Genomic DNA, 20160 nt, shown 5'->3' on the forward strand with positions numbered 1-20160 from the left:
GCCCGCTTTCGGCTGTGCGATTGGCGGGCGCGACTGCTCAGCGATCGTCGAGCGCGAAGGCCGTCAGGGTGAAGGTGGGAATGTCGGCGTCCTGCAGCTTCCGCGAGCCACCCAGTTCGGGCAGGTCGATGATCGCGGCGGCCTCTAAGACGCTGGCACGCATGCGTCGCACCAGGTTGGCGGCGGCGATCAGGGTGCCGCCGGTGGCGATCAGGTCATCGAAAATCAATACCGAGTCGCCTTCGCAGAGGCTGTCGGTATGCACTTCGAGAAAGGCTTCGCCGTATTCGGTCTGGTAGCCCTCGCTGAGCACATCCGCCGGCAGTTTGCCCTGCTTGCGGAACAGCACCAGCGGTTTGTTCAGTTCGTAGGCGATGATCGAGCCGATCAGGAAACCGCGGGCATCCATGGCACCGATGTGGCTGAAGTCGGCCTCGACGTAACGCTGGATGAAGCTGTCGGCGACCATGCGCAGGGCACGTGGCGACTGGAACAGCGGGGTGATGTCGCGAAAGATCACGCCCGGCTTGGGAAAGTCCGGTACCGGGCGGATCAGGGTCTTGATGCTGAATTCGTCAAAGATCATCGTGGGGTCCTAATGCGTTGAGCCCGCGAATATCGTACGAGCTCAAACGTCGAGATTGCCACCGGCCAGGGCGCACAGCTCGATCGGATCGAGAATGTGCACTTCCTTACCTTCGGCTTCGAGCAGCTTGTTCTGCTGGAAGCGGGTAAATACGCGAGACACCGTCTCTACCGCAAGGCCCAAATAGTTACCAATTTCGTTGCGCGACATGGCCAGGCGGAACTGGTTGGCCGAGAACCCACGGGCGCGGAAGCGCGCCGAGAGGTTGACCAGGAAGGTGGCGATGCGCTCGTCGGCGGTCTTCTTCGACAGCAACAGCATCATCTGCTGATCGTCGCGGATTTCACGGCTCATGATGCGCATCAACTGGCGGCGCAGCTGTGGCAGTTGCAGGGCCAGGTCATCGAGGCGCTCGAAGGGAATTTCGCAGACCGAGGTGGTCTCCAGCGCTTGCGCCGAAACCGGATAGCGTTCGCCGTCGACGCCGGACAGGCCGACCAGTTCGCTGGGCAGGTGGAAACCGGTGATCTGCTCCTCGCCGCCATCGCTGAGGCTGAAGGTCTTCAGCGCGCCGGAACGCACGGCGAACACGGAGCCGAAGGTGTCGCCCTGGCGGAACAGGAACTCGCCTTTCTTCAATGGGCGGCCACGCTTGACGATATCGTCGAGCGCGTCCATGTCCTCCATGTTCAGAGAGATGGGCAGGCACAAGGCAGCCAGGCTGCAATCCTTGCAATGGGCTTGATGCTGCGAACGCAGCTTGATGCTCTCGGACATCGTTGGGCTTCCCGGTATACACGCAATGACCGTAAGGGTACCGCAGGGTTTGCGTGACGACCAGCCATATGCGGGACTGACCGGGCGCTCAAGTTTGACGCTCCGGCGCCGACACATTCGGTAGAGCCATAGTCCAATGCAGGGAGCAGCGCGCAATGCGTATCCAATCCAACAGCCCGCTGAGCAATCTAGCTCAGAGCGTTCAGCGACAATACACCGCAGCCGAGCGCAGCCCGGAAGAAGTACGTGAGGGTCTGCGCGTGAGCCTTTCCGAGCTGGGCAAAAACATGTCGGCCAAGCCCGACAAGAACGAGGATATCGACAAGAGCGAGCTGCCGCAGGCGATCAGGGATCTGCTCAAGATGATTCGTGAGTTGCGCGCGCAGATTGCCGAGAAGCAGGCGCAGATCGACGCGATCATGAGCGATCAGAGCCTCGATGCGGAGGCCAAGCGCCAACAGCTCGACGGGCTGCAGACCGAACTCGCTTCGCTCACCGGTGCGCTGACCTCGGCCAACGCCAATCTGATCAAGCTGATGCGCGAGAGTGGCCTTTCCAGCGAGCAGATGCAGGCGGCGACCACGCTGGCGATGAGTTGAGACGTCGGCCCGTGACGCAGTGCATCCGTCACGGGCGCTGATTTTCTGGCTCAGATCACACGGGAAAAGCGCTGGCGCACCTGGTCGTTGAGATAGCGGTCGAACAGCATGCACAGCGAACGCACCAGCAGACGCCCGGCCGGGCGCACCTCGATCCCTCCCGCACTCAGCTCGATCAGGCCATCGCGGTGAAGCTGTTCCAGCTCCGGCCAGAGCGCCGCGAAGTACTCATGGAATACCACGCCGTAGGCCTGTTCGATGCCGGCGAAGTGCAGGTCGAAATGACAGATCAGTTGCTGGATCACGGCGCGGCGCAGGCGGTCGTCTGCATTGCAGTGCAGACCGCGACGGGTCGCCAGCTGGCCGTTGCCCAGGGTCTGCTGGTAGACATTGATGTCGCTGTCGTTCTGGCTGTACAGATCGCCGATCTGGCTGATGGCTGACACGCCCAGGCCGATCAGGTCGCAATGGCCATGGGTGGTGTAACCCTGGAAGTTGCGTTGCAGAGTGCCTTCTTCCTGGGCGATGGCCAGCTCGTCGTCAGGCAGCGCGAAGTGGTCCATACCGATGTAGCGATAACCGGCGCGTGTCAGTTGTTCGATGCTGTTCTGCAGCATGATCAGCTTGTCGGCCGGGCTGGGTAGATCGTCGGCGCTGATGCGTCGTTGCGGCATGAAGCGTTCGGGCAGGTGCGCGTAGTTGAACAGCGACAGCCGATCCGGCTGCAGTGCGATGACTTCGGCAACGGTGCGGGCGAAGCGCTCCGGGGTCTGCTTGGGCAGGCCGTAGATCAGGTCGATATTCACCGAGCGGAATTGCAGGGTGCGCGACGCCTCGACGATGGCGCGGGTTTCCTCAAGGGTCTGCAGGCGATTGACTGCGCGCTGTACCTCGGGGTCCAGGTCCTGCACGCCAAGGCTGACACGGTTGAAGCCCAGTTCGCGCAGCAGGCCCATGGTCGACCAGTCGGCCTCGCGCGGATCGATTTCGATGCTGTAATCGCCGGAGTCGTCATCCAGCAGGTTGAAGTGCTGGCGCAGGTGCTGCATCAGACGGCGCAACTCATCGTGGCTGAGGAAGGTCGGCGTGCCGCCACCGAAATGCAGCTGTTCGATCGGCTGGCTCTTGTCGATGTGGCGACTGACGATCTCGATTTCTCGCTCGAGCTTTTCCAGGTAGGGCAGGGCACGACCGCGGTCCTTGGTGATCACCTTGTTGCAGGCACAGTAGTAGCAGATGTGCGCGCAGAAGGGGATGTGCACATACAGCGACAGCGGACGCCCGGCCTTGCGGCTGTCGCGCAATGCATGCAGCAGGTCGAAGGGGCCGATGGCGTCATGAAACTGTACGGCGGTCGGGTAGGAAGTGTAGCGCGGGCCGGCGAGATCGTAGCGGCGGATCAGGTCGGCATCCCACTGGATGGCGTCTTGCATGGGAAATAATCCTGGACAGGCTTTGCGGCCAGTCTAGGGATGCTGGAGCGCAACGACCTTGACCTGTATCAAGGGCGCGTAGGGGTACGGTGCGGTGGCGTAGCTGCGTAGCCCGGATGCAATCCGGGGGCATCTTGCTCGCGGATTGCGTCCGCGATACCTGTCAGTGCCCCATCAGCCAATGCTGGTGTGGCCCAGGCAGGGTCCAGATGCCGAACAGGATGACCAGCAGGCCGCCAGCCATGCGCACGCCGCGTTTGCGCAGCAGTGTGGTGATGCGCTCTGCAGCCAGCCCGGTGGCCAGCAGAACCGGCCAGGTACCCAGGCCGAAGGCCAGCATCAGCAGCGCGCTGTCCACTGCATTGCCCTGGCTGGACGCCCACAGCAGCGTGCTGTAGACCAGGCCGCACGGCAGCCAGCCCCATAGGCCGCCCAGCACCACGGCCTTGGGAATGCTCGTCACCGGCATGAAGCGCCGTGTCAGCGGCTGGATATGCCGCCACAGGCCGCGTCCCAGCGCTTCGATACGGGTCAGGCCACTCCACCAGCCAGCCAGATACAGGCCCATGGCGATCAGTAGCAGTGCAGCCAGCGTGCGCATGACCACCTCGGCCTTGCTGCCGGCAATGGCCCAACCCGCCAGCCCGAGAAGCAGGCCGGCCAGGCTGTAACTGAGAATGCGCCCGAGGTTGTATGCCAGCAGCAGTTGCAGGCGTCTGCTGCGTTGCTCGGGCGGAATCGCCAGGGTCAGTGCGCCCATCAGGCCGCCGCACATGCCCAGGCAGTGCCCCCCGCCGAGCAGCCCGAGGATCAACGCCGACACCAGCAGCGGCGCCAGTTCAAGCATCGGGCTTGTCCTGCTTGCTGTGTTCCCCGGCCTGTTCGATGCCGGCCTTGTGCAGGGGATCTTCGTCGTCGAACAGGATGCTGTGAGCCGGCCCGTCCAGGTCGTCGTACTGGCCGCTGTCCACCGCCCAGAAGAACAGCCAGATGGCGAAGCCGACCAGGCCGATGGCGACGGGAATGAGGATATAGAGGGCGGACATGCGGTCTCCATGGAGGCGTCTGGGTAGGAGCGAGCGTCGCGAGCGAAGAAGCGATTCGCTCGCGACGCTCGCTCCTACATGTTCGGGCTACGCTTGCTTGCAGCTTATCGGCTCAGGCGCAGCGCGTTGAGTACCACCAGCAGCGAGCTGAGCGACATGCCCACGGCCGCCCAGATCGGCGTGATCCAGCCCAGGGCGGCGAAGGGCAGTACCAGGCCATTGTACAGCGTCGCCCAGGTAAGGTTTTCGATGATGATGCGCCGTGTGCGCTTGGCCAGTTTCAGGCCATCGACCAGGCTACCCAGGCGGTTCGACAACAGCACCGCGTCGGCACTGGTTTTAGCCAGGTCGGACGCCGAGCCCATGGCCACGCTAATATCTGCAGCGGCCAGCACCGGTACGTCGTTGACGCCATCGCCGAGCATCAGCACGCGACGACCTTCGCCATGCAACTGCTTGAGCACTGCCAGCTTGGCGTCCGGGGTCAGGCCGCCACGGGCGTCATCGATGCCGAGTTGACGGGCGACTTCGCCGACCATCGGCGAGCTGTCGCCTGAAAGCAGATGGATATGCCAGCCGCGGGCGCAGGCGGCGGCGATCAGGTCGGGAGCATCCTCGCGCAGGCGGTCGTCGAGGACGAACCAGGCCAGCGGCCCCTGTTCATCGCCCAGCAGCAGCCACTGGCCGTGCTCGCTGGCAATCGGTGGCACGGTCTGGCCGCTCAGGGCGCAGACGAAGCTGGCTTCGCCGATGCGTAGCAGGCGTCCGTCGACGCTGCCCTGCAGGCCCTGGCCCGGATGGCTGTCGACGGCTTGCGCGGCACGTGGCGCCTGGCTGAAGGCTCGGGCGATGGGGTGCTCCGAGCGGTTCTCCAGCGCGGCGGCCAGCGCCAGGCAATCGCCCTCGTCGAGGTCACGCAGCGGATGGATGGCCTTGAGCGTCAACCGGCCCTCGGTCAGGGTGCCGGTCTTGTCGAGCACCAGGGTGTCGATCTGGTTCAGGCCTTCCAGCACATGGCCGCGGGTCAGCAGCATGCCCAGTTTGTGCAGGCTGCCGGTGGCGGTGGTCAGCGCCGTCGGCGTGGCCAGTGCCAGGGCGCAGGGGCAGGTGGCCACCAGCAGGGCGAGCACGACCCAGAAGGCGCGGCTGGAATCGATTTCCCACCAGGCGAAGCCGACCACGGCGGCAGATACCAGGATGAACAGCAGGAACCACTGCGAAACGCGGTCGGCGATCTCGGCCAGGCGCGGCTTCTCGCTCTGCGCGCGTTCGAGCAGGCGCACAATCGCGGACAGGCGAGTGGCATCGCCCAGCGCCTGAACCTCGACGGTCAGCGGGCCTTCGACATTCAGCGTGCCGGCCGTTACCCCGTCGCCGATGCTACGTGCCTGCGGCAGGTATTCCCCGGTAAGCAGCGATTCGTCGACGCTGGACTGGCCGGCGAGGATACGGCCGTCAGCCGGAATCAGCGAGCCGGGCTGAACCATTACCTGCTCGCCGACACGCAGTTCGCTGAGCAGGATGCGCTGGCTCTGGCCGTCGGCCTCCAGGCGCAGGCATGAGGCTGGCAGCAATTGCACCAGTTGTGCGGTGGCCGCTGCCGTGCGTTCGCGGGCGCGGCGCTCCAGGTAGCGTCCGGCAAGCAGGAACAGGGCAAACATGCCCACCGCGTCGAAATACAGCTCGCCCTGGCCGGTGATGGTCGACCAGATGCCGGCTACGTAGGCGCCGCCGATTGCCAGGGAAACTGACACGTCCATGGTCAGGTGGCGGGTGCGCAGGTCGCGCAGGGCGCCGCGAAAGAACTGTCCGCAGCAGTAGAAGACGATGGGGGTGGTGAGGAACAAGCTGGTCCAGCGCAGGATCTTGTCCAGCTCCGGCGACAGATCGATGTTGAATTCCGGCCAGGTGGCCATGGTCGCCATCATCACCTGCATCCACAGCAGGCCGGCCACGCCCAGTTCGCGCATGCGCCGGCGGTTTTCCGCAGCCAGACGCTCGGCGGCTTCGTCGGCACGCCAGGGGTGGGCGGCATAGCCGATGCGGCGCAATTCGGCGAGTAGCTTGCTCAACGGAATCTGGCTGTCCTGCCAGCGCACCTGCAGGCGGTGGTTGGACAGGTTCAGATGCGCCTCGGCCACGCCCGGTACGCCACGCAGGTGCTTCTCGATCAGCCAGCCACAGGCGGCACAACTGATGCCCTCAATCAGCAGCTGAGTTTCGCTCAGCTCGCCCTCGTGCTGCACGAAAGGGCGTTGCACATCGCTGCGGTCATACAGTGCCAGCTCATCAGGCAATGCCTGCGGCAGTGCTTGCGGGTTGGCAGAGTTCTCGCTGCGATGGCTGTAGTAATGCTCCAGCCCACCGGCGACGATGGCTTCGGCCACGGCCTGGCAGCCGGGGCAGCACATTTCGCGGGTCTGGCCGAGGACTTCGGCGCGGAAATGGCTGCCGGCAGGCACCGGCAGACCACAGTGGAAGCAAGGAGTAGGGGCGGGCATCGGCTGGGTCAGTAGGAGGGATTGTCACCGATCAGGATGGTCTGGCCATCGGTGATGTTCTCTTCCTCGAACAGGCGCCAGTTCTGGCTGCCTTCCTGACCAAGCAGTTCGACGAAGCGACGGCCGTTGACCTGATCGACCATCTGCCCGCGGTACTGGCCATCGGCGCCTGGCTGCAGGATGACGCGGCGATCACGCTCCGGCTGGGTCGGCGAAATCAGGTTGAGGACGATCTGCTGTGGCTTGCTGTTGCCTTGCAGCGACAGGGTGGCGACGCCGGTGGCGTTATCCAGTACCAGTTCGCCCTGCAGTTGCAGACGCTCGGCCAGTTTCTCGCGCTCCAGCGACTGGTTGATGCCCTTGCCAACGTCGTAGTAGTCGTCGGAGATCAGCCCCGGCGGGTTCTTGGTGGCCAGGGTGAGCAGGGCAAGACCCTGCACCACCGAGTAACTGAGCATCGCGATAATGAACCAGGGCCAGAATTGCTTGTACCAGGGTTTTACCGGCGAGGGTGCTTGTTCAGTCATGCTCTTTCCGTTGTCAGCGGACGCTGGGGCCAATGAAGCGGCTGTCGGCGTCGGTCGTGATACTGGGGTCATCCGCGGATTGTACGTGGAAGACGATGTTGTTGGCGCTCGAGGGCAGCTTCTCCGGCGCGATGGACAGCTCGACGGGGAAGGAATAGACCTCGCCGGCCAGTGTCCGCACTTCGCTCTTGCCTTCGTAAACCAGGCCGTCGAGACCGTCGGCGGTGATTACATAGGTCATGTCGCGCTGCGACTTGTTCATGATCTTCAGGGTGTAGACGTTCTCGATATGGCCGCGCTCGTTCTCGCGGAACAGCACGCGGTCCTTGAGCACATCCAGCCCCACCAGCGGGCGATGGGCCACGGCCCAGGCGAACAGGCCGATCATGGCTACCAGCGCGACAGCGTACCCGATCAGGCGCGGGCGCAGCAGGTGGGTCTTCTGGCCGGACAGGTTGTGTTCAGTGGTATAGCTGATCAGCCCCTTGGGATAGTTCATCTTGTCCATGATGTCGTCACAGGCATCGATGCACGCGGCGCAGCCGATGCACTCGACCTGCAGGCCGTCGCGGATGTCGATGCCGGTGGGACAGACCTGTACGCACATCTTGCAGTCGATGCAGTCACCCAGGCCTTGCGCCTTGTAGTCGGCGTCCTTCTTACGAGGGCCGCGCTTTTCGCCGCGACGCGGGTCGTAGGAGACGATCAGGGTGTCCTGGTCGAACATTACGCTCTGGAAGCGCGCGTACGGGCACATGTAGATGCACACCTGCTCGCGCAGGTAGCCGGCGTTGCCGTAGGTGGCGAGGGTGAAGAAACCGATCCAGAAGTAGGCCCAGCCGCTGGCTTCACCGGTGAAGATCTCGATCACCAAGTCGCGAATCGGCGTGAAGTAGCCGACGAAGGTGATGGCGGTGAGCAGCGACACGCCGACCCAGATGCCATGCTTGGCCAGCTTGCGCCCGAATTTCTTGCCGCTCATGGGCTGTTTGTCGAGCTTCATGCGCTGGTTGCGGTCACCTTCGGTGACCTTCTCCGCCCACATGAATACCCAGGTGAATACGCTTTGCGGGCAGGTGTAGCCGCACCAGACGCGGCCGGCGAATACGGTGATGAAGAATAGGCCGAAGGCGCAGATGATCAGCAGCCAGGACAGCAGCATGAAGTCCTGGGGCCAGTAGGTGGCGCCGAAGATATTGAACTTACGTTCCGGCAGGTTCCACCAGACGGCCTGACGACCTTCCCAGTTCAGCCAGACGGTGCCGAAGAAGAGCAGGAAAAGCAAAGCACCGCCAACGCGGCGAAGGTTACGGTAGAGGCCGGTGAACGCGCGGGTGTAGATCTTCTCGCGGCTGGCGTAGAGGTCGACGCTGACGTTCTTGGCAGGGGAAGGGGGGGTGACGTCCTGGACGGGAATCTGTTCGCTCATCAATGCATACCAAAGCGGTTGGTTGGCAGCCCGGGCCGATGCGTGCCGGCTTAGGTCAGTTCACGGTAGCTATATGGTACGCCTGAAAGACAACGCCCGGGTGCGACCAGCGGTCGCGTTCCGGGCGTTCATTGACCCTTGTCAAAAGAGTCGTTCTGCGATTACTGCTCTTGTGCCTTGTGCGACAGGCTGTACACGTAGGCAGCCAGCAGGTGCACCTTGTCGTTGCCAAGGAATTCTTCCTGGGCAGGCATGTTGCCGTGGCGACCGTAGCGGATGGTCTGCTGCAGTTGCGCGTAGCTGCTGCCGTAGATGAACGCTGCCGGGTTGGTCAGGTTCGGTGCGCCCATGGCCGCAGTGCCCTTGCCGTCAGCGCCGTGGCAGGCGAAGCAGGTACCGGCGAAGACCTTCTGGCCTGCCTCGATATCGGCTTCCACGCCTTCCGGCAGTTCACGACCACCCAGCTGGGTCAGCACGTAGGCGGCGACGTTGCGTACACCGTCTTCGCCGATGGCAGGGCCTTGAGCCGGCATGGCGCCCTGGCGACCCTTGAGGATCGTGGTCTTGATGGTTTCCGGCTCGCCGCCCCAGCGCCATTCGGTGTCGGTCAGGTTGGGGAAGCCGTAGCTGCCCTTGGCATCGGAACCGTGGCAAACCGAGCAGTTGGAGGCGAACAGGCGACCACCCATTTTCAGGGCTTGCTCGTCCTTGGCTACTTCCTCGATCGGCATGGCGGCGTACTTGGCGAACAGCGGGCCGTATTGCTCATCGGCGCGCGCCATTTCCTTCTCCCACTGATGCACGCCGGTCCAGCCAGTGTGACGCATGGAGCCGTCCGCGATCTGTACGCCAGCAGCGAAAGGCGTCTGCTTTTCGTTGTCGACGTAATCGTAGCCCGGCAGCAGGCCCTTGAAGTTGCCCAGGCCCGGATACAGCACGAGATAGCCGAGGGCGAAGACGATGGTGGCAACGAACAGCATGAACCACCACTTTGGCAGCGGGTTGTCATACTCCTCGATGCCGTCGAAGCTGTGGCCGACGGTTTCTTCGGTGGTTTCCTGGCGCTGGCCCTTGCGAGTGCCGAAGATCAGCCAGGTCAGGGCGAAGATGGTGCCCAGAGACAGAATGGTTACGTACCAACTCCAGAACGTGGTCATTGGTTATTGCTCCTGGAAGAGTCCTGATCGCCCTTGGACTCGGGCTTGGGGTCGTCAGCGAAGGGCAGGTTGGCAGCTTCGTCGAAGCTCGATTTGCGCTTGCTGCTGTAAGCCCAGAGCACCACGCCGATGAAGGCGATGAAAACCACCGCCGTGCCGATGCCGCGAATCATCCCGAGGTCCATAGCGTCTTACCGTTTGTTCTTGATGGAAGTGCCGAGAACCTGCAGGTACGCGATCAGCGCGTCCATTTCGGTATTGCCTTTCACGGCATCGCGCGCACCGGCGATATCTTCGTCGGTGTAGGGGATGCCGAAGCCACGCATGACTTCCATCTTCTTGGCGGTGTCGCGGCCGTCGAGCTTGTTCTCCACCAGCCATGGGTAGGCGGGCATCTTCGACTCAGGCACGACGTTGCGCGGGTTGTACAGGTGGGCGCGATGCCACTCGTCCGAGTAGCGGCCGCCGACACGGGCCAGATCCGGGCCGGTACGCTTGGAGCCCCACAGGAAGGGGTGATCCCAGACGCTTTCGCCGGCGACGGAGTAGTGGCCGTAACGCTCGGTCTCGGCGCGGAACGGGCGGATCATCTGCGAGTGGCAGCCGACGCAGCCCTCGCGGATGTAGATATCGCGACCTTCCAGTTGCATGGCGGTGTAGGGCTTGAGGCCTTCCACCGGCTCATTGGTGACGTCCTGGAAGAACAGCGGGACGATCTGGGTCAGGCCACCGATGCTGACGGCAATCACCATCAGCAACGCCATCAGACCGATATTCTTCTCGATGATTTCGTGTTTCATCAGTGAGCGCTCCCTTGAACTGCGGGAATCTGCGCGGCCGCTTCGTACTCAGCCGGCTTGGCGGCGCGCACGGTGCGCCAGGTGTTGTAGGCCATCAGCAGCATGCCGGTGACGAAGAAGGCGCCGCCGATCATGCGTACGACAAAGCCTGCATGGCTGGCTTCCAGCGCTTCGACGAAGGAGTAGGTGAGGGTGCCGTCTTCGTTGACTGCGCGCCACATCAGGCCCTGGGTGATGCCGTTGACCCACATCGAGGCGATGTACAGCACGGTACCGATGGTAGCCAGCCAGAAGTGGGTGTTGATCAGGGCGATGCTGTGCATCTGCTCGCGACCGAACACCTTCGGAATCAGGTGGTACAGCGAACCGATGGAGATCATCGCTACCCAGCCGAGGGCGCCGGCGTGTACGTGGCCGATGGTCCAGTCGGTGTAGTGGGACAGGGCGTTGACGGTCTTGATGGCCATCATCGGACCTTCGAAGGTCGACATGCCGTAGAACGCCAGCGACACCACCAGGAAACGCAAGATCGGGTCGGTGCGCAGTTTGTGCCAGGCGCCGGACAGGCTCATCATGCCGTTGATCATGCCGCCCCAGCTTGGAGCCAGCAGGATGACCGACATGGCCATGCCCAGGGACTGCGCCCAGTCAGGCAGGGCGGTGTAGTGCAGGTGGTGCGGGCCGGCCCAGATGTACAGGGTGATCAGCGCCCAGAAGTGCACGATGGACAGGCGATACGAGTAGATCGGACGCTCGGCCTGCTTGGGCACGAAGTAGTACATCATCCCCAGGAAGCCGGTGGTCAGGAAGAAGCCCACGGCGTTGTGGCCGTACCACCACTGGATCATCGCGTCGGTCGCGCCGGCATAGGCCGAGTACGACTTGAACAGGGTCACCGGCATGGCGGCACTGTTGACGATGTGCAGCATCGCGGTCACGAGGATGAAGGCGCCGAAGAACCAGTTGCCCACATAGATGTGCTTGGTCTTGCGCTTGACGATGGTGCCGAAGAACACCACCAGGTAGGTGATCCAGACGATACCCAGCAGGATGTCGACCGGCCACTCGAGCTCGGCGTATTCCTTGGAGCTGGTGTAGCCCATCGGCAGGGTGATCACCGCAAGGACGATGACCGCTTGCCAACCCCAGAAGGTGAAGGCAGCCAGACCGTCGGAGATCAGGCGCGTCTGACAGGTGCGCTGGACCACGTAATACGAGGTCGCGAACAGTGCGCATCCGCCAAAGGCGAAGATCACCGCGTTGGTGTGCAGCGGGCGCAGACGGCCGAAGCTCGTCCACGGCAGGCCCAGGTTGAGTTCTGGCCACACGAGTTGTGCGGCGATGAACACGCCTAGACCCATCCCAATGACCCCCCAGATCACCGTCATAATGGCGAACTGGCGGACCACCTTATAGTTATAAGCAGTCTGACTGATTGCTGTGCTCATGCTAGGGGTTCCACGGTTAATGGAGTTTTATGGGGCAAAAATCGGCGGCAAGTATGGAGAAAGCAGGTAGCCATTGCAACGCAACATGCCGACGCGAACAGGGTTTCAGAGGCTTTAACGGGCCTTGCGAGAGGGCCGGGAAAACGCTCTGTCAGCTTTTGGCGCAATCAGTTTGCGCAGCGCTAAGAAAGGATCGCCTTGGAGTTGTGACGGATGGCGACTGAAAGGCAGCTTAGCCCAGTTCAAGGAAATTGCAGGGCTATTGGTCGGCGGGTGCGACACTGGGTCGCACATATATAAGGAGGGACCGGCGACCGTGATCGGCCGCCGGCAAAGCGGGGGGGTTACTCGTTCTTGCCCTGGCTCAGCTTGAGCACGTAGGCAGCCAGCAGGTGAGCCTTGTCGTTGCCGAGAAAGTCTTCCTGTGCCGGCATGTTGCCGCTTCGACCATAGCGGATGGTCTGTTGCAGCTGCGCGAAGCTGCTGCCGTAGATGAACGCGCTCGGCTGAGTCAGGTCCGGTGCGCCCAGGGCGGGCGTGCCCTTGCCGTTGGCGCCGTGGCAGGCGAAGCAGGTGGTGGAGAAGATCTTCTTGCCTGCCGCGACATCCACGACTTCGCCTTCCGGCAACTCACGGCCACCCAGCGTGGTCAGCACATAGGCGGCTGCGTTGCGCACGCCATCTTCGCCGATCACCGCTACCTGGGGCGGCATCATGCCATGACGTCCCTTGAGGATGGTGGTCTTGATGGTTTCCGGCTCGCCGCCCCAGCGCCAGCTGTCATCGGCCAGGTTGGGGAAGCCATAGCTGCCCTTGGCGTCGGAGCCGTGGCAGACCGAGCAGTTGGAGGCGAACAGGCGGCCGCCCATTTTCAGCGCGCGCTCGTCCTGGGCCACTTCCTCGATCGGCATGGCGGCGTACTTGGCGAAGATCGGGCCATACAGCTCATCGGCACGATCCATCTCGCGCTGCCACTGGTTGACCTGGGTCCAGCCATCCTCATAGCCCGGCAGCAGGCCCTTGAAGTTGCCCAGGCCCGGATAGAGCAACAGGTAGCCGACGGAGAACACCAGGGTGCCGAGGAACAGCATGAACCACCACTTGGGCAGTGGGTTGTCATACTCCTCGATGCCATCGAAGGCGTGCCCCATGGTCTGCTCGGTCGGGTTCTTGTGCACTTCGCTCTTGCGGGTGGCGAAGATCAGCCAGAACAGCGCGACCAGTGAACCGACGGTCAGCAGGGTGATGTACCAACTCCAGAAGGTGGTCATGCTTGGGTCCTCGAAACGGCGGGCTTGGGCTCATCAGCGAAAGGCAGGTTGGCCGCTTCGCTGAAGGCGTCGCGGCGTTTGCCGCTGTAGGCCCAGAGGGTGACGGCGGTGAAGGCGATCAGCACCAGCACGGTACCGATGCCGCGCACGATGCCGATATCGATAAGCTCGAACATGGCGCTCACCTCTTGTTCTTCACGGCGGTGCCAAGCACCTGCAGGTAGGCGACCAGCGCGTCCATCTCGCTCTTGCCTCTGACCGCATCACTGGCGCCGGCGATGTCGTCGTCGCTATAGGGCACGCCGAGCATGCGCAGTGCGCTCATCTTCTTGGCGGTGTCCTTGCCATCGAGAGTGTCCTCAACCAGCCACGGATACGCGGGCATGATCGACTCGGGCACGACGTTGCGCGGGTTGTACAGGTGGGCGCGATGCCACTCGTCCGAGTAGCGGCCGCCAACACGGGCCAGGTCCGGGCCGGTACGCTTGGAGCCCCACAGGAACGGGTGGTCCCAGACGCTTTCGCCGGCGACGGAGTAGTGGCCGTAACGCTCGGTCTCGGCACGGAACGGGCGGATCATCTGCGAGTGGCAGCCGACGCAGCCCTCGCGGATGTAGATATCGCGTCCTTCCAGTTGCAGTGCGTTGTAAGGCTTGAGGCCATCGACCGGCTCGTTGGTGACGTCCTGGAAGAACAGCGGGACGATCTGGGTCAGGCCACCGATGCTGACCGCGAGGATCATTACCAGGGCCATCAGGCCGATATTCTTCTCGAGAATCTCGTGTTTCATCAGTGGGCTCCTTCTACCGAGAACTGCGCAGCGGCTTCCATCTCGGTCGATTGGGCGCTACGTACGGTCAGCCAGACGTTCCAGGCCATCAGCAGCATGCCGGCGAAGAAGATGGCGCCGCCGATTACCCGCACCACAAAGCCGACATGGCTGGCTTCCAGCGCTTCGACGAAGGAGTAGGTGAGGGTGCCGTCTTCGTTGACTGCGCGCCACATCAGGCCCTGGGTGATGCCGTTGACCCACATCGAGGCGATGTACAGCACGGTGCCGATGGTGGCCAGCCAGAAGTGGCCATTGATCAAGCCGATGCTGTGCATCTGCTCGCGGCCGAACACCTTGGGAATCATGTGATACAGCGAGCCGATCGACACCATCGCAACCCAGCCGAGGGCGCCGGCGTGTACGTGGCCGATGGTCCAGTCGGTGTAGTGGGACAGGGCGTTGACGGTCTTGATGGCCATCATCGGGCCTTCGAAGGTCGACATGCCGTAGAACGCCAGCGACACCACCAGGAAACGCAGGATCGGGTCGGTGCGCAGTTTGTGCCAGGCACCGGAGAGGGTCATCATGCCGTTGATCATGCCGCCCCAGCTCGGGGCCAGAAGGATCAGCGACATCACCATGCCGAGCGACTGTGCCCAGTCAGGCAGGGCGGTGTAGTGCAGGTGGTGCGGGCCGGCCCAGATGTATACCGCGATCAGCGCCCAGAAGTGGACGATGGACAGGCGGTAGGAGTAGACCGGGCGACCGGCCTGCTTGGGCACGAAGTAGTACATCATCCCGAGAAAGCCCGCAGTCAGGAAGAAGCCCACGGCATTGTGGCCGTACCACCACTGCACCATGGCATCGGTAGCACCTGCATACAGCGAGTAGGACTTGGTCAGGGTGACCGGGATCTCCAGGTTGTTGACCACGTGCAGAATGGCCACGGTGAGGATGAACCCGCCGAAGAACCAGTTGCCGACATAGATGTGGCTGACCTTGCGCTGCACCACCGTACCGAAGAAGACGATGGCGTAAGACACCCAGACGATGGTGATCAGGATGTCGATCGGCCATTCCAGCTCGGCGTATTCCTTGGAGCTGGTCCAGCCCAGGGGCAGGGTAATGGCCGCAAGCACGATCACCAGTTGCCAGCCCCAGAAGGTGAAGGCAGCCAACTTGGGCGCGAACAGCGTGGTCTGGCTGGTGCGTTGCACCGCGTAGTAGCTGGTGGCGAACAGGGCGCAGCCACCGAAGGCGAAGATCACCGCATTGGTATGCAGCGGACGCAGACGGCCGAAGCTGGTCCACGGTAGGTTCAAGTTAAGTTCGGGCCAGGCCAGCTGGGCAGCGATGAATACGCCGAGTCCCATGCCGACGATGCCCCAAACCACCGTCATAATGGCGAACTGGCGAACCACCCTGTAGTTGTAGGCGGAACGGGTTGTTGTGTTCATGTCTGGGCTTCCATCCACGGTTATGGCAGAGCGGCCGATAACCGTGGTGGACGCAGGCATGAGCAAGCCACGGACACCACGGATATCGACGCGAGGCAAGCATGAGCAAAGGGCCATCTAGGTTTATTGACGCCGGTCAATGTGAGCAGGGGCTACCCTGGCTGTGGGACGAACCGCCGCAGGGGGCGTCGAGCACGCTGATCCTGGCTCATGGCGCTGGCGCGCCGATGGACAGCCCGTTCATGCAGCACATGGCGCAGGGCCTTGCCACACGCGCAGTGCGCGTGGTGCGCTTCGAGTTCGCCTATATGGCGCAGCGGCGGGCGGATGGGCGCAAGCGACCGCCCAATGCGCAGGCGCAACTGCTACAGCAATGGCGTGACGTACATGCCCAGGTGCGCCAAAGGGTCGCAGGGCCTGTGGCCATCGGCGGTAAATCCATGGGCGGGCGCATGGCCAGTCTGCTGGCCGACGAACTGGGTACCTCGGCGCTGATCTGTCTGGGCTATCCCTTCTACGCGGCCGGCAAACCGGAAAAGCCGCGAGTCGCCCATCTGGCCGAGTTGCGCACGCCGACGCTGATCATCCAGGGGGAGCGCGATGCACTGGGCAATCGCGAGGCTGTCGCGGGTTATGACCTGTCGCCCGCCATCGCGCTGCACTGGCTGCAGGCGGGCGACCACGATCTCAAGCCGCTCAAGGCGTCCGGTTTCAGCCACGAGCAGCATCTCGACACAGCGGTCCGGATCGTCGCGCAATTTCTCGGCGCAGGCTGAAGGCGCGTATCGGCTGCTGTAGCCCGGATTAGGTTCGGGAGATCGATAGCGAACGATCCCCGGATTTCATCCGGGCTACGTGCTGCGTTGCCGCGCCTGACATGCGAAAGCGGTTGAGTTTGACTGGCTGGTCACGCAATGTGACAGCCAGGTGCAGGGGTCCATCAAGCGCGGCCTCCGCTTGCCGTTGAAGGCTTGCGGACAAACTGTGCCACGCAGTGGGGCGAATCCTCATGACGGAAATATTGCACTGCACCAGACTGGTGCTGAATGTTTTCGGTTTATAGGTAACTTGTTGATAGGGAAGGACTATTAGTGCTGGCTCGGGCCTTGCAGAGAATGCCGCAAGTCCGGGTGACAAGGAGTACGGCATGGCCCGCACCTTTTATGACGAGATGTATGACGCGAGCGGCGCTGTCCGCCCGCACTACCGAGAATTTGCCCGATGGCTGGCCGAGACGCCGGACGATCTGCTGGCCCAGCGCCGACGAGAAGCCGACCTGCTGTTCCACCGCGCCGGTATCACCTTCACCCTCTATGGGGATGACCAGGGCACCGAGCGCCTGATCCCCTTCGACATCATCCCGCGCGCCATCCCCGCCAGCGAATGGCGCATCGTCGAACGCGGCTGCATCCAGCGCGTGCGGGCACTCAATCTGTTCCTCGCCGACCTCTACCACGATCAACGCATCATCAAGGCGGGGATCATTCCGGCCGAGCAGGTGCTGGCCAACGAGGGCTACCAGATGGCCATGCAGGGCCTAGACCTGCACCGTGACATCTACGCGCACATCGCCGGAGTCGACCTGGTGCGTGACGGCGACGGCAGCTACTACGTGCTGGAAGACAACCTGCGTACGCCCAGCGGCGTCAGCTACATGCTCGAAGACCGCAAGATGATGATGCGCCTGTTCCCCGAGCTGTTCGCAGCGCAGCGCGTGGCGCCGGTGGACCACTACCCGAATCTGCTGCTCGATGCGCTGAAGAGCTCCAGCCCGCTGGACAATCCCACGGTGGTGGTACTGACGCCGGGGCGCTTCAATAGCGCCTACTTCGAGCACGCCTTCCTCGCCCGCGAGATGGGCGTGGAGCTGGTGGAGGGCGCCGACCTGTTCGTGCGTGACGACAAGGTCTACATGCGCACAACCGCCGGTGCCCGTCAGGTGGACGTGATCTACCGCCGCCTCGACGACGCCTTCCTCGACCCGCTGGCCTTCAACCCCGATTCCATGCTTGGCGTCGCCGGCCTGCTGTCGGCGTACCGCTCGCGCAATGTGGTGCTGGCCAACGCCATTGGCACCGGCGTGGCCGATGACAAGTCGGTCTACCCCTACGTCGGCGACATGATCCGCTTCTACCTCGACGAGGAGCCGATCTTGAAAAACGTACCGACCTGGCAGTGCCGCAAGCCGGAAGAACTGTCCCACGTACTGGCCAACCTGTCCGAACTGGTGGTCAAGGAAACCCAGGGTTCCGGCGGCTACGGCATGCTGGTCGGCCCGGCGGCGAGCAAGGCCGAGATCGAGAATTTTCGCGCGCGCCTGATCGCCAAACCGGAGGCCTATATCGCCCAGCCGACGCTGAGCCTGTCGACCTGCCCGACCTTCGTCGAGCGCGGCATCGCACCGCGCCATATCGACCTGCGCCCGTTCGTCCTGACCGGCCGCGAAACCCGCCTGGTGCCTGGCGGCCTGACCCGCGTGGCACTGCGCGAAGGTTCGCTGGTGGTCAATTCGTCGCAAGGCGGCGGGACCAAGGACACCTGGGTGGTGGAGGACTGAATCATGCTGAGTAGAACCGCCTCCGATCTGTACTGGATGTCACGCTACCTGGAGCGCGCCGAGAACCTGGCGCGCATGCTCGACGTCAGTTATTCGCTGTCGCTGATGCCGCAGGACGGCCGTGGCGACGGTCTCGATGAACTGGCCATGCCGCTGCTGATCACCGGCACCCTGGACGACTACCTGGAGCGCCACGGCCCGCTGCACGCCGAGCGTATGCTGCACTTCTTCGCCCTCGATGCGAGCAACCCGGGCAGCATCTACTGCTGCCTGCAGGCCGCGCGCAGCAACGCCCATGCGGTGCGCGGGCGGATCACCGCCGACATGTGGGAGAACATCAACGCCACCTGGCTGGAGATGCGCGGTATCGCCGAGCAGGGTCTGGGGCGCTACGGCATCAGCCGTTTCTGCGAGTGGGTCAAGGAGCGTTCGCACCTGTTCCGCGGCGCCACCTTCGGCACCATCATGCGCGGCGAGGCCTATCGCTTCATCCGCCTGGGTACCTTCATCGAGCGGGCCGACAACACCCTGCGCCTGCTCGATGCGCGCTACGAAATGCTCGGCGAGGAGATCGACGAGCTGGAAGAGCGCACTGCGCGCAGCTATTACCAATGGAGTGCGCTGTTGCGGGCGTTGTCCTCGTTCGAGGCGTTCGCCGAGATCTACCGCGGCTCGCCGCGTACACGCAAGGTCGCCGAACTGCTGCTGTTGCGCCCGGACGTGCCGCGTTCGCTGCGCGCCTGCATGGAGGAGCTCAACCTGATGCTCGCCGGTCTGCCCGGGGAGAACGGCCGCCCGGCACAGCGCCTGGCCGCCGAGCTGGATGCCCGCCTGCGCTACACCAGCATCGGTGAGGTGCTCGACGAAGGCCTGCACGCCTGGCTCACCGACTTCATCCTGCTGGTGCGCCAGCTGGGCAACACCATCCATACGTCCTACCTGGAGGTCGCATGAGACTTTCGATCAGCCACGACACCACCTACCGTTACGATGATCAGGTGCGCGCGAGCATCCAGTACCTGCGTCTGACCCCGCACGACAGCGAGCGCCAGCAGGTGCTCAGCTGGCAGCTCGACCTGCCGCGCCCGGTGCATGCCCAGCTCGATCCCTACGGCAACATCCTGCACGTGCTGACCCTGGACGAGCCGCACGAATCCATCGTCATCGGCGCCCGCGGTCAGGTGGACATCGACGAAAGCTGCGAGGCGGAGCACGAGCGCCAGTCGGCGTTGCCATTTCTGCGTTTCACCCGCCTGACCCAGGCCGACGACGCCATCCGCGAGTTCGCCGCGCAGCAGAGCAGGGCGCGTACCGATCGCACCGGCCTGACCGACCTGATGCATGCGCTTAATGCCCATATCGCCTATCAGCCCGGAATTACCGAAGTGGACACCAGCGCCGCCGAGGCTTTCGCCGGTCGCCGTGGCGTCTGCCAGGATCACACCCACGCTTTCCTCGCTTGCGCGCGCAGCCTTGGGGTGCCGGCGCGCTATGTGTCGGGCTACCTGTACACCGATGACGCCGAACACCTGGCCAGCCACGCCTGGGCCGAGGCCTGGCTGAGCGGCGCCTGGTACAGCTTCGACGTGACCAACTGCCTGGCGCGCCCGGAGCGTCACCTCAAGCTGGCGGTTGGCCTGGATTACCTCGATGCCTGCCCGGTGCGCGGCATGCGCCGCGGTGGCGGCTGCGAGCAGATGCACGCGCAGGTGCAGGTAGCGCCACTATTGCAGGTGCGGCAGCAGTAGGTCGCCCTGCGGGCGAGCGGGACTGAACGAAGCCCCTCGGTTGCGAGTCTTT

Annotated in this window: 21 protein-coding genes; 5 read left to right on the plus strand and 16 right to left on the minus strand. The window is 63.4% G+C overall.

The annotated features are described in order from the left end of the window. Positions 1–37: 37 nt before the first annotated feature. Both P3C50_RS03180 and fnr read right to left on the minus strand, forming a co-directional pair. A complete protein-coding gene (locus P3C50_RS03180; protein WP_275544851.1) occupies positions 38–586 on the minus strand; it encodes an adenine phosphoribosyltransferase in 549 nt (182 codons plus the stop codon). A gap of 42 nt (positions 587–628) precedes the next feature. After that, positions 629–1363, minus strand: coding sequence for a fumarate/nitrate reduction transcriptional regulator Fnr (fnr, locus tag P3C50_RS03185; RefSeq protein WP_013715216.1), 735 nt, complete (start codon positions 1361–1363; stop codon positions 629–631). A gap of 155 nt (positions 1364–1518) precedes the next feature. Between fnr and P3C50_RS03190 the strand changes: the two genes are divergently transcribed. Beyond that, on the plus strand, positions 1519–1962 hold the full coding sequence (locus P3C50_RS03190; protein WP_275544852.1) for a hypothetical protein: 444 nt from the start codon (positions 1519–1521) through the stop codon (positions 1960–1962). A gap of 50 nt (positions 1963–2012) precedes the next feature. Here P3C50_RS03190 and hemN read toward each other — a convergent pair whose 3' ends face one another. The 14 genes from hemN to ccoN (P3C50_RS03260) all read right to left on the minus strand — a co-directional run bounded on the left by hemN (position 2013) and on the right by ccoN (P3C50_RS03260) (position 15803). Beyond that, positions 2013–3395, minus strand: coding sequence for an oxygen-independent coproporphyrinogen III oxidase (hemN, locus tag P3C50_RS03195; RefSeq protein WP_197856319.1), 1383 nt, complete (start codon positions 3393–3395; stop codon positions 2013–2015). Positions 3396–3558: 163 nt separating this feature from the next. Continuing rightward, complete coding sequence (locus P3C50_RS03200) at positions 3559–4242, minus strand: sulfite exporter TauE/SafE family protein (RefSeq protein WP_197856320.1); 684 nt, start codon at positions 4240–4242, stop codon at positions 3559–3561. Then, a complete protein-coding gene (gene ccoS, locus P3C50_RS03205; RefSeq protein ID WP_197856321.1) occupies positions 4235–4441 on the minus strand; it encodes a cbb3-type cytochrome oxidase assembly protein CcoS in 207 nt (68 codons plus the stop codon). Before ccoS ends, P3C50_RS03200 begins: the two co-directional genes overlap by 8 nt. A 104-nt stretch (positions 4442–4545) precedes the next feature. After that, positions 4546–6942, minus strand: a complete 2397-nt coding sequence (locus P3C50_RS03210; protein ID WP_275544853.1) for a heavy metal translocating P-type ATPase — start codon at positions 6940–6942, stop codon at positions 4546–4548. Positions 6943–6950: 8 nt separating this feature from the next. Further along, positions 6951–7469, minus strand: a complete 519-nt coding sequence (locus tag P3C50_RS03215) for a FixH family protein (protein WP_275544854.1) — start codon at positions 7467–7469, stop codon at positions 6951–6953. 13 nt (positions 7470–7482) lie between these two features. After that, positions 7483–8898 (minus strand): cytochrome c oxidase accessory protein CcoG, encoded by a 1416-nt coding sequence (ccoG, locus tag P3C50_RS03220; RefSeq protein ID WP_275544855.1) that lies wholly within the window; start codon positions 8896–8898, stop codon positions 7483–7485. Positions 8899–9059: 161 nt separating this feature from the next. Further along, positions 9060–10055 (minus strand): cytochrome-c oxidase, cbb3-type subunit III, encoded by a 996-nt coding sequence (gene ccoP, locus P3C50_RS03225; protein WP_197856325.1) that lies wholly within the window; start codon positions 10053–10055, stop codon positions 9060–9062. Beyond that, a complete protein-coding gene (locus P3C50_RS03230) occupies positions 10052–10240 on the minus strand; it encodes a cbb3-type cytochrome c oxidase subunit 3 (RefSeq protein WP_275544856.1) in 189 nt (62 codons plus the stop codon). The genes ccoP (P3C50_RS03225) and P3C50_RS03230 overlap by 4 nt, the downstream gene beginning before the upstream one ends. Before the next feature lie 6 nt (positions 10241–10246). Beyond that, positions 10247–10855, minus strand: coding sequence for a cytochrome-c oxidase, cbb3-type subunit II (ccoO, locus tag P3C50_RS03235; RefSeq protein WP_017677204.1), 609 nt, complete (start codon positions 10853–10855; stop codon positions 10247–10249). Continuing rightward, positions 10855–12303 carry a cytochrome-c oxidase, cbb3-type subunit I gene (gene ccoN / locus P3C50_RS03240; protein WP_197856327.1) on the minus strand — a complete coding sequence of 483 codons (1449 nt, stop codon included), beginning with the start codon at positions 12301–12303 and terminating at the stop codon, positions 10855–10857. The genes ccoO (P3C50_RS03235) and ccoN (P3C50_RS03240) overlap by 1 nt, the downstream gene beginning before the upstream one ends. Before the next feature lie 344 nt (positions 12304–12647). After that, positions 12648–13574, minus strand: a complete 927-nt coding sequence (ccoP, locus tag P3C50_RS03245) for a cytochrome-c oxidase, cbb3-type subunit III (protein ID WP_275544857.1) — start codon at positions 13572–13574, stop codon at positions 12648–12650. After that, positions 13571–13750 (minus strand): cbb3-type cytochrome c oxidase subunit 3, encoded by a 180-nt coding sequence (locus P3C50_RS03250; protein ID WP_197856329.1) that lies wholly within the window; start codon positions 13748–13750, stop codon positions 13571–13573. Before P3C50_RS03250 ends, ccoP (P3C50_RS03245) begins: the two co-directional genes overlap by 4 nt. Positions 13751–13755: 5 nt before the next feature. Next, the gene (gene ccoO / locus P3C50_RS03255) at positions 13756–14364 is read right to left on the minus strand and encodes a cytochrome-c oxidase, cbb3-type subunit II (RefSeq protein ID WP_197856330.1); all 609 of its coding nucleotides are present in this window, start codon (positions 14362–14364) and stop codon (positions 13756–13758) included. Continuing rightward, positions 14364–15803 (minus strand): cytochrome-c oxidase, cbb3-type subunit I, encoded by a 1440-nt coding sequence (gene ccoN / locus P3C50_RS03260; protein WP_197856331.1) that lies wholly within the window; start codon positions 15801–15803, stop codon positions 14364–14366. Before ccoN (P3C50_RS03260) ends, ccoO (P3C50_RS03255) begins: the two co-directional genes overlap by 1 nt. A gap of 101 nt (positions 15804–15904) precedes the next feature. On the opposite strand from ccoN (P3C50_RS03260), the gene P3C50_RS03265 reads away from it, so the two are divergent. The 4 genes from P3C50_RS03265 (at position 15905) to P3C50_RS03280 (ending at position 20108) form a co-directional block, all read left to right on the plus strand. After that, a complete protein-coding gene (locus P3C50_RS03265; RefSeq protein ID WP_275544858.1) occupies positions 15905–16579 on the plus strand; it encodes an alpha/beta fold hydrolase in 675 nt (224 codons plus the stop codon). A gap of 371 nt (positions 16580–16950) precedes the next feature. After that, positions 16951–18360 carry a circularly permuted type 2 ATP-grasp protein gene (locus P3C50_RS03270; RefSeq protein WP_275544859.1) on the plus strand — a complete coding sequence of 470 codons (1410 nt, stop codon included), beginning with the start codon at positions 16951–16953 and terminating at the stop codon, positions 18358–18360. 3 nt (positions 18361–18363) lie between these two features. Then, positions 18364–19314: an alpha-E domain-containing protein gene (locus P3C50_RS03275; RefSeq protein WP_013715234.1), complete on the plus strand. Its 951-nt coding sequence runs from the start codon at positions 18364–18366 to the stop codon at positions 19312–19314. Next, the gene (locus tag P3C50_RS03280; protein WP_275544860.1) at positions 19311–20108 is read left to right on the plus strand and encodes a transglutaminase-like domain-containing protein; all 798 of its coding nucleotides are present in this window, start codon (positions 19311–19313) and stop codon (positions 20106–20108) included. The genes P3C50_RS03275 and P3C50_RS03280 overlap by 4 nt, the downstream gene beginning before the upstream one ends. The last annotated feature ends 52 nt before the right edge of the window (positions 20109–20160 follow it).

It is taken from the genome of Pseudomonas sp. Marseille-Q0931, from assembly GCF_940789645.1.
Lineage (GTDB): Bacteria > Pseudomonadota > Gammaproteobacteria > Pseudomonadales > Pseudomonadaceae > Aquipseudomonas.

Excerpts from the sequence above, each read along its gene's own strand:
- P3C50_RS03265 (WP_275544858.1), top strand. The coding sequence starts at position 15,905 with ATGAGCAAAGGGCCATCTAGGTTTATTGACGCCGGTCAATGTGAGCAG.
- P3C50_RS03215 (WP_275544854.1), bottom strand. The coding sequence starts at position 7,469 with ATGACTGAACAAGCACCCTCGCCGGTAAAACCCTGGTACAAGCAATTC.
- P3C50_RS03280 (WP_275544860.1), top strand. The coding sequence starts at position 19,311 with ATGAGACTTTCGATCAGCCACGACACCACCTACCGTTACGATGATCAG.
- P3C50_RS03200 (WP_197856320.1), bottom strand. The coding sequence starts at position 4,242 with ATGCTTGAACTGGCGCCGCTGCTGGTGTCGGCGTTGATCCTCGGGCTG.
- ccoO (WP_197856330.1), bottom strand. The coding sequence starts at position 14,364 with ATGAAACACGAGATTCTCGAGAAGAATATCGGCCTGATGGCCCTGGTA.
- P3C50_RS03180 (WP_275544851.1), bottom strand. The coding sequence starts at position 586 with ATGATCTTTGACGAATTCAGCATCAAGACCCTGATCCGCCCGGTACCG.
- P3C50_RS03210 (WP_275544853.1), bottom strand. The coding sequence starts at position 6,942 with ATGCCCGCCCCTACTCCTTGCTTCCACTGTGGTCTGCCGGTGCCTGCC.
- ccoP (WP_197856325.1), bottom strand. The coding sequence starts at position 10,055 with ATGACCACGTTCTGGAGTTGGTACGTAACCATTCTGTCTCTGGGCACC.
- ccoO (WP_017677204.1), bottom strand. The coding sequence starts at position 10,855 with ATGAAACACGAAATCATCGAGAAGAATATCGGTCTGATGGCGTTGCTG.
- P3C50_RS03230 (WP_275544856.1), bottom strand. The coding sequence starts at position 10,240 with ATGGACCTCGGGATGATTCGCGGCATCGGCACGGCGGTGGTTTTCATC.
- P3C50_RS03250 (WP_197856329.1), bottom strand. The coding sequence starts at position 13,750 with ATGTTCGAGCTTATCGATATCGGCATCGTGCGCGGCATCGGTACCGTG.
- ccoS (WP_197856321.1), bottom strand. The coding sequence starts at position 4,441 with ATGTCCGCCCTCTATATCCTCATTCCCGTCGCCATCGGCCTGGTCGGC.
- ccoN (WP_197856331.1), bottom strand. The coding sequence starts at position 15,803 with ATGAACACAACAACCCGTTCCGCCTACAACTACAGGGTGGTTCGCCAG.
- P3C50_RS03275 (WP_013715234.1), top strand. The coding sequence starts at position 18,364 with ATGCTGAGTAGAACCGCCTCCGATCTGTACTGGATGTCACGCTACCTG.
- P3C50_RS03190 (WP_275544852.1), top strand. The coding sequence starts at position 1,519 with ATGCGTATCCAATCCAACAGCCCGCTGAGCAATCTAGCTCAGAGCGTT.
- P3C50_RS03270 (WP_275544859.1), top strand. The coding sequence starts at position 16,951 with ATGGCCCGCACCTTTTATGACGAGATGTATGACGCGAGCGGCGCTGTC.
- hemN (WP_197856319.1), bottom strand. The coding sequence starts at position 3,395 with ATGCAAGACGCCATCCAGTGGGATGCCGACCTGATCCGCCGCTACGAT.
- fnr (WP_013715216.1), bottom strand. The coding sequence starts at position 1,363 with ATGTCCGAGAGCATCAAGCTGCGTTCGCAGCATCAAGCCCATTGCAAG.
- ccoN (WP_197856327.1), bottom strand. The coding sequence starts at position 12,303 with ATGAGCACAGCAATCAGTCAGACTGCTTATAACTATAAGGTGGTCCGC.
- ccoP (WP_275544857.1), bottom strand. The coding sequence starts at position 13,574 with ATGACCACCTTCTGGAGTTGGTACATCACCCTGCTGACCGTCGGTTCA.
- ccoG (WP_275544855.1), bottom strand. The coding sequence starts at position 8,898 with ATGAGCGAACAGATTCCCGTCCAGGACGTCACCCCCCCTTCCCCTGCC.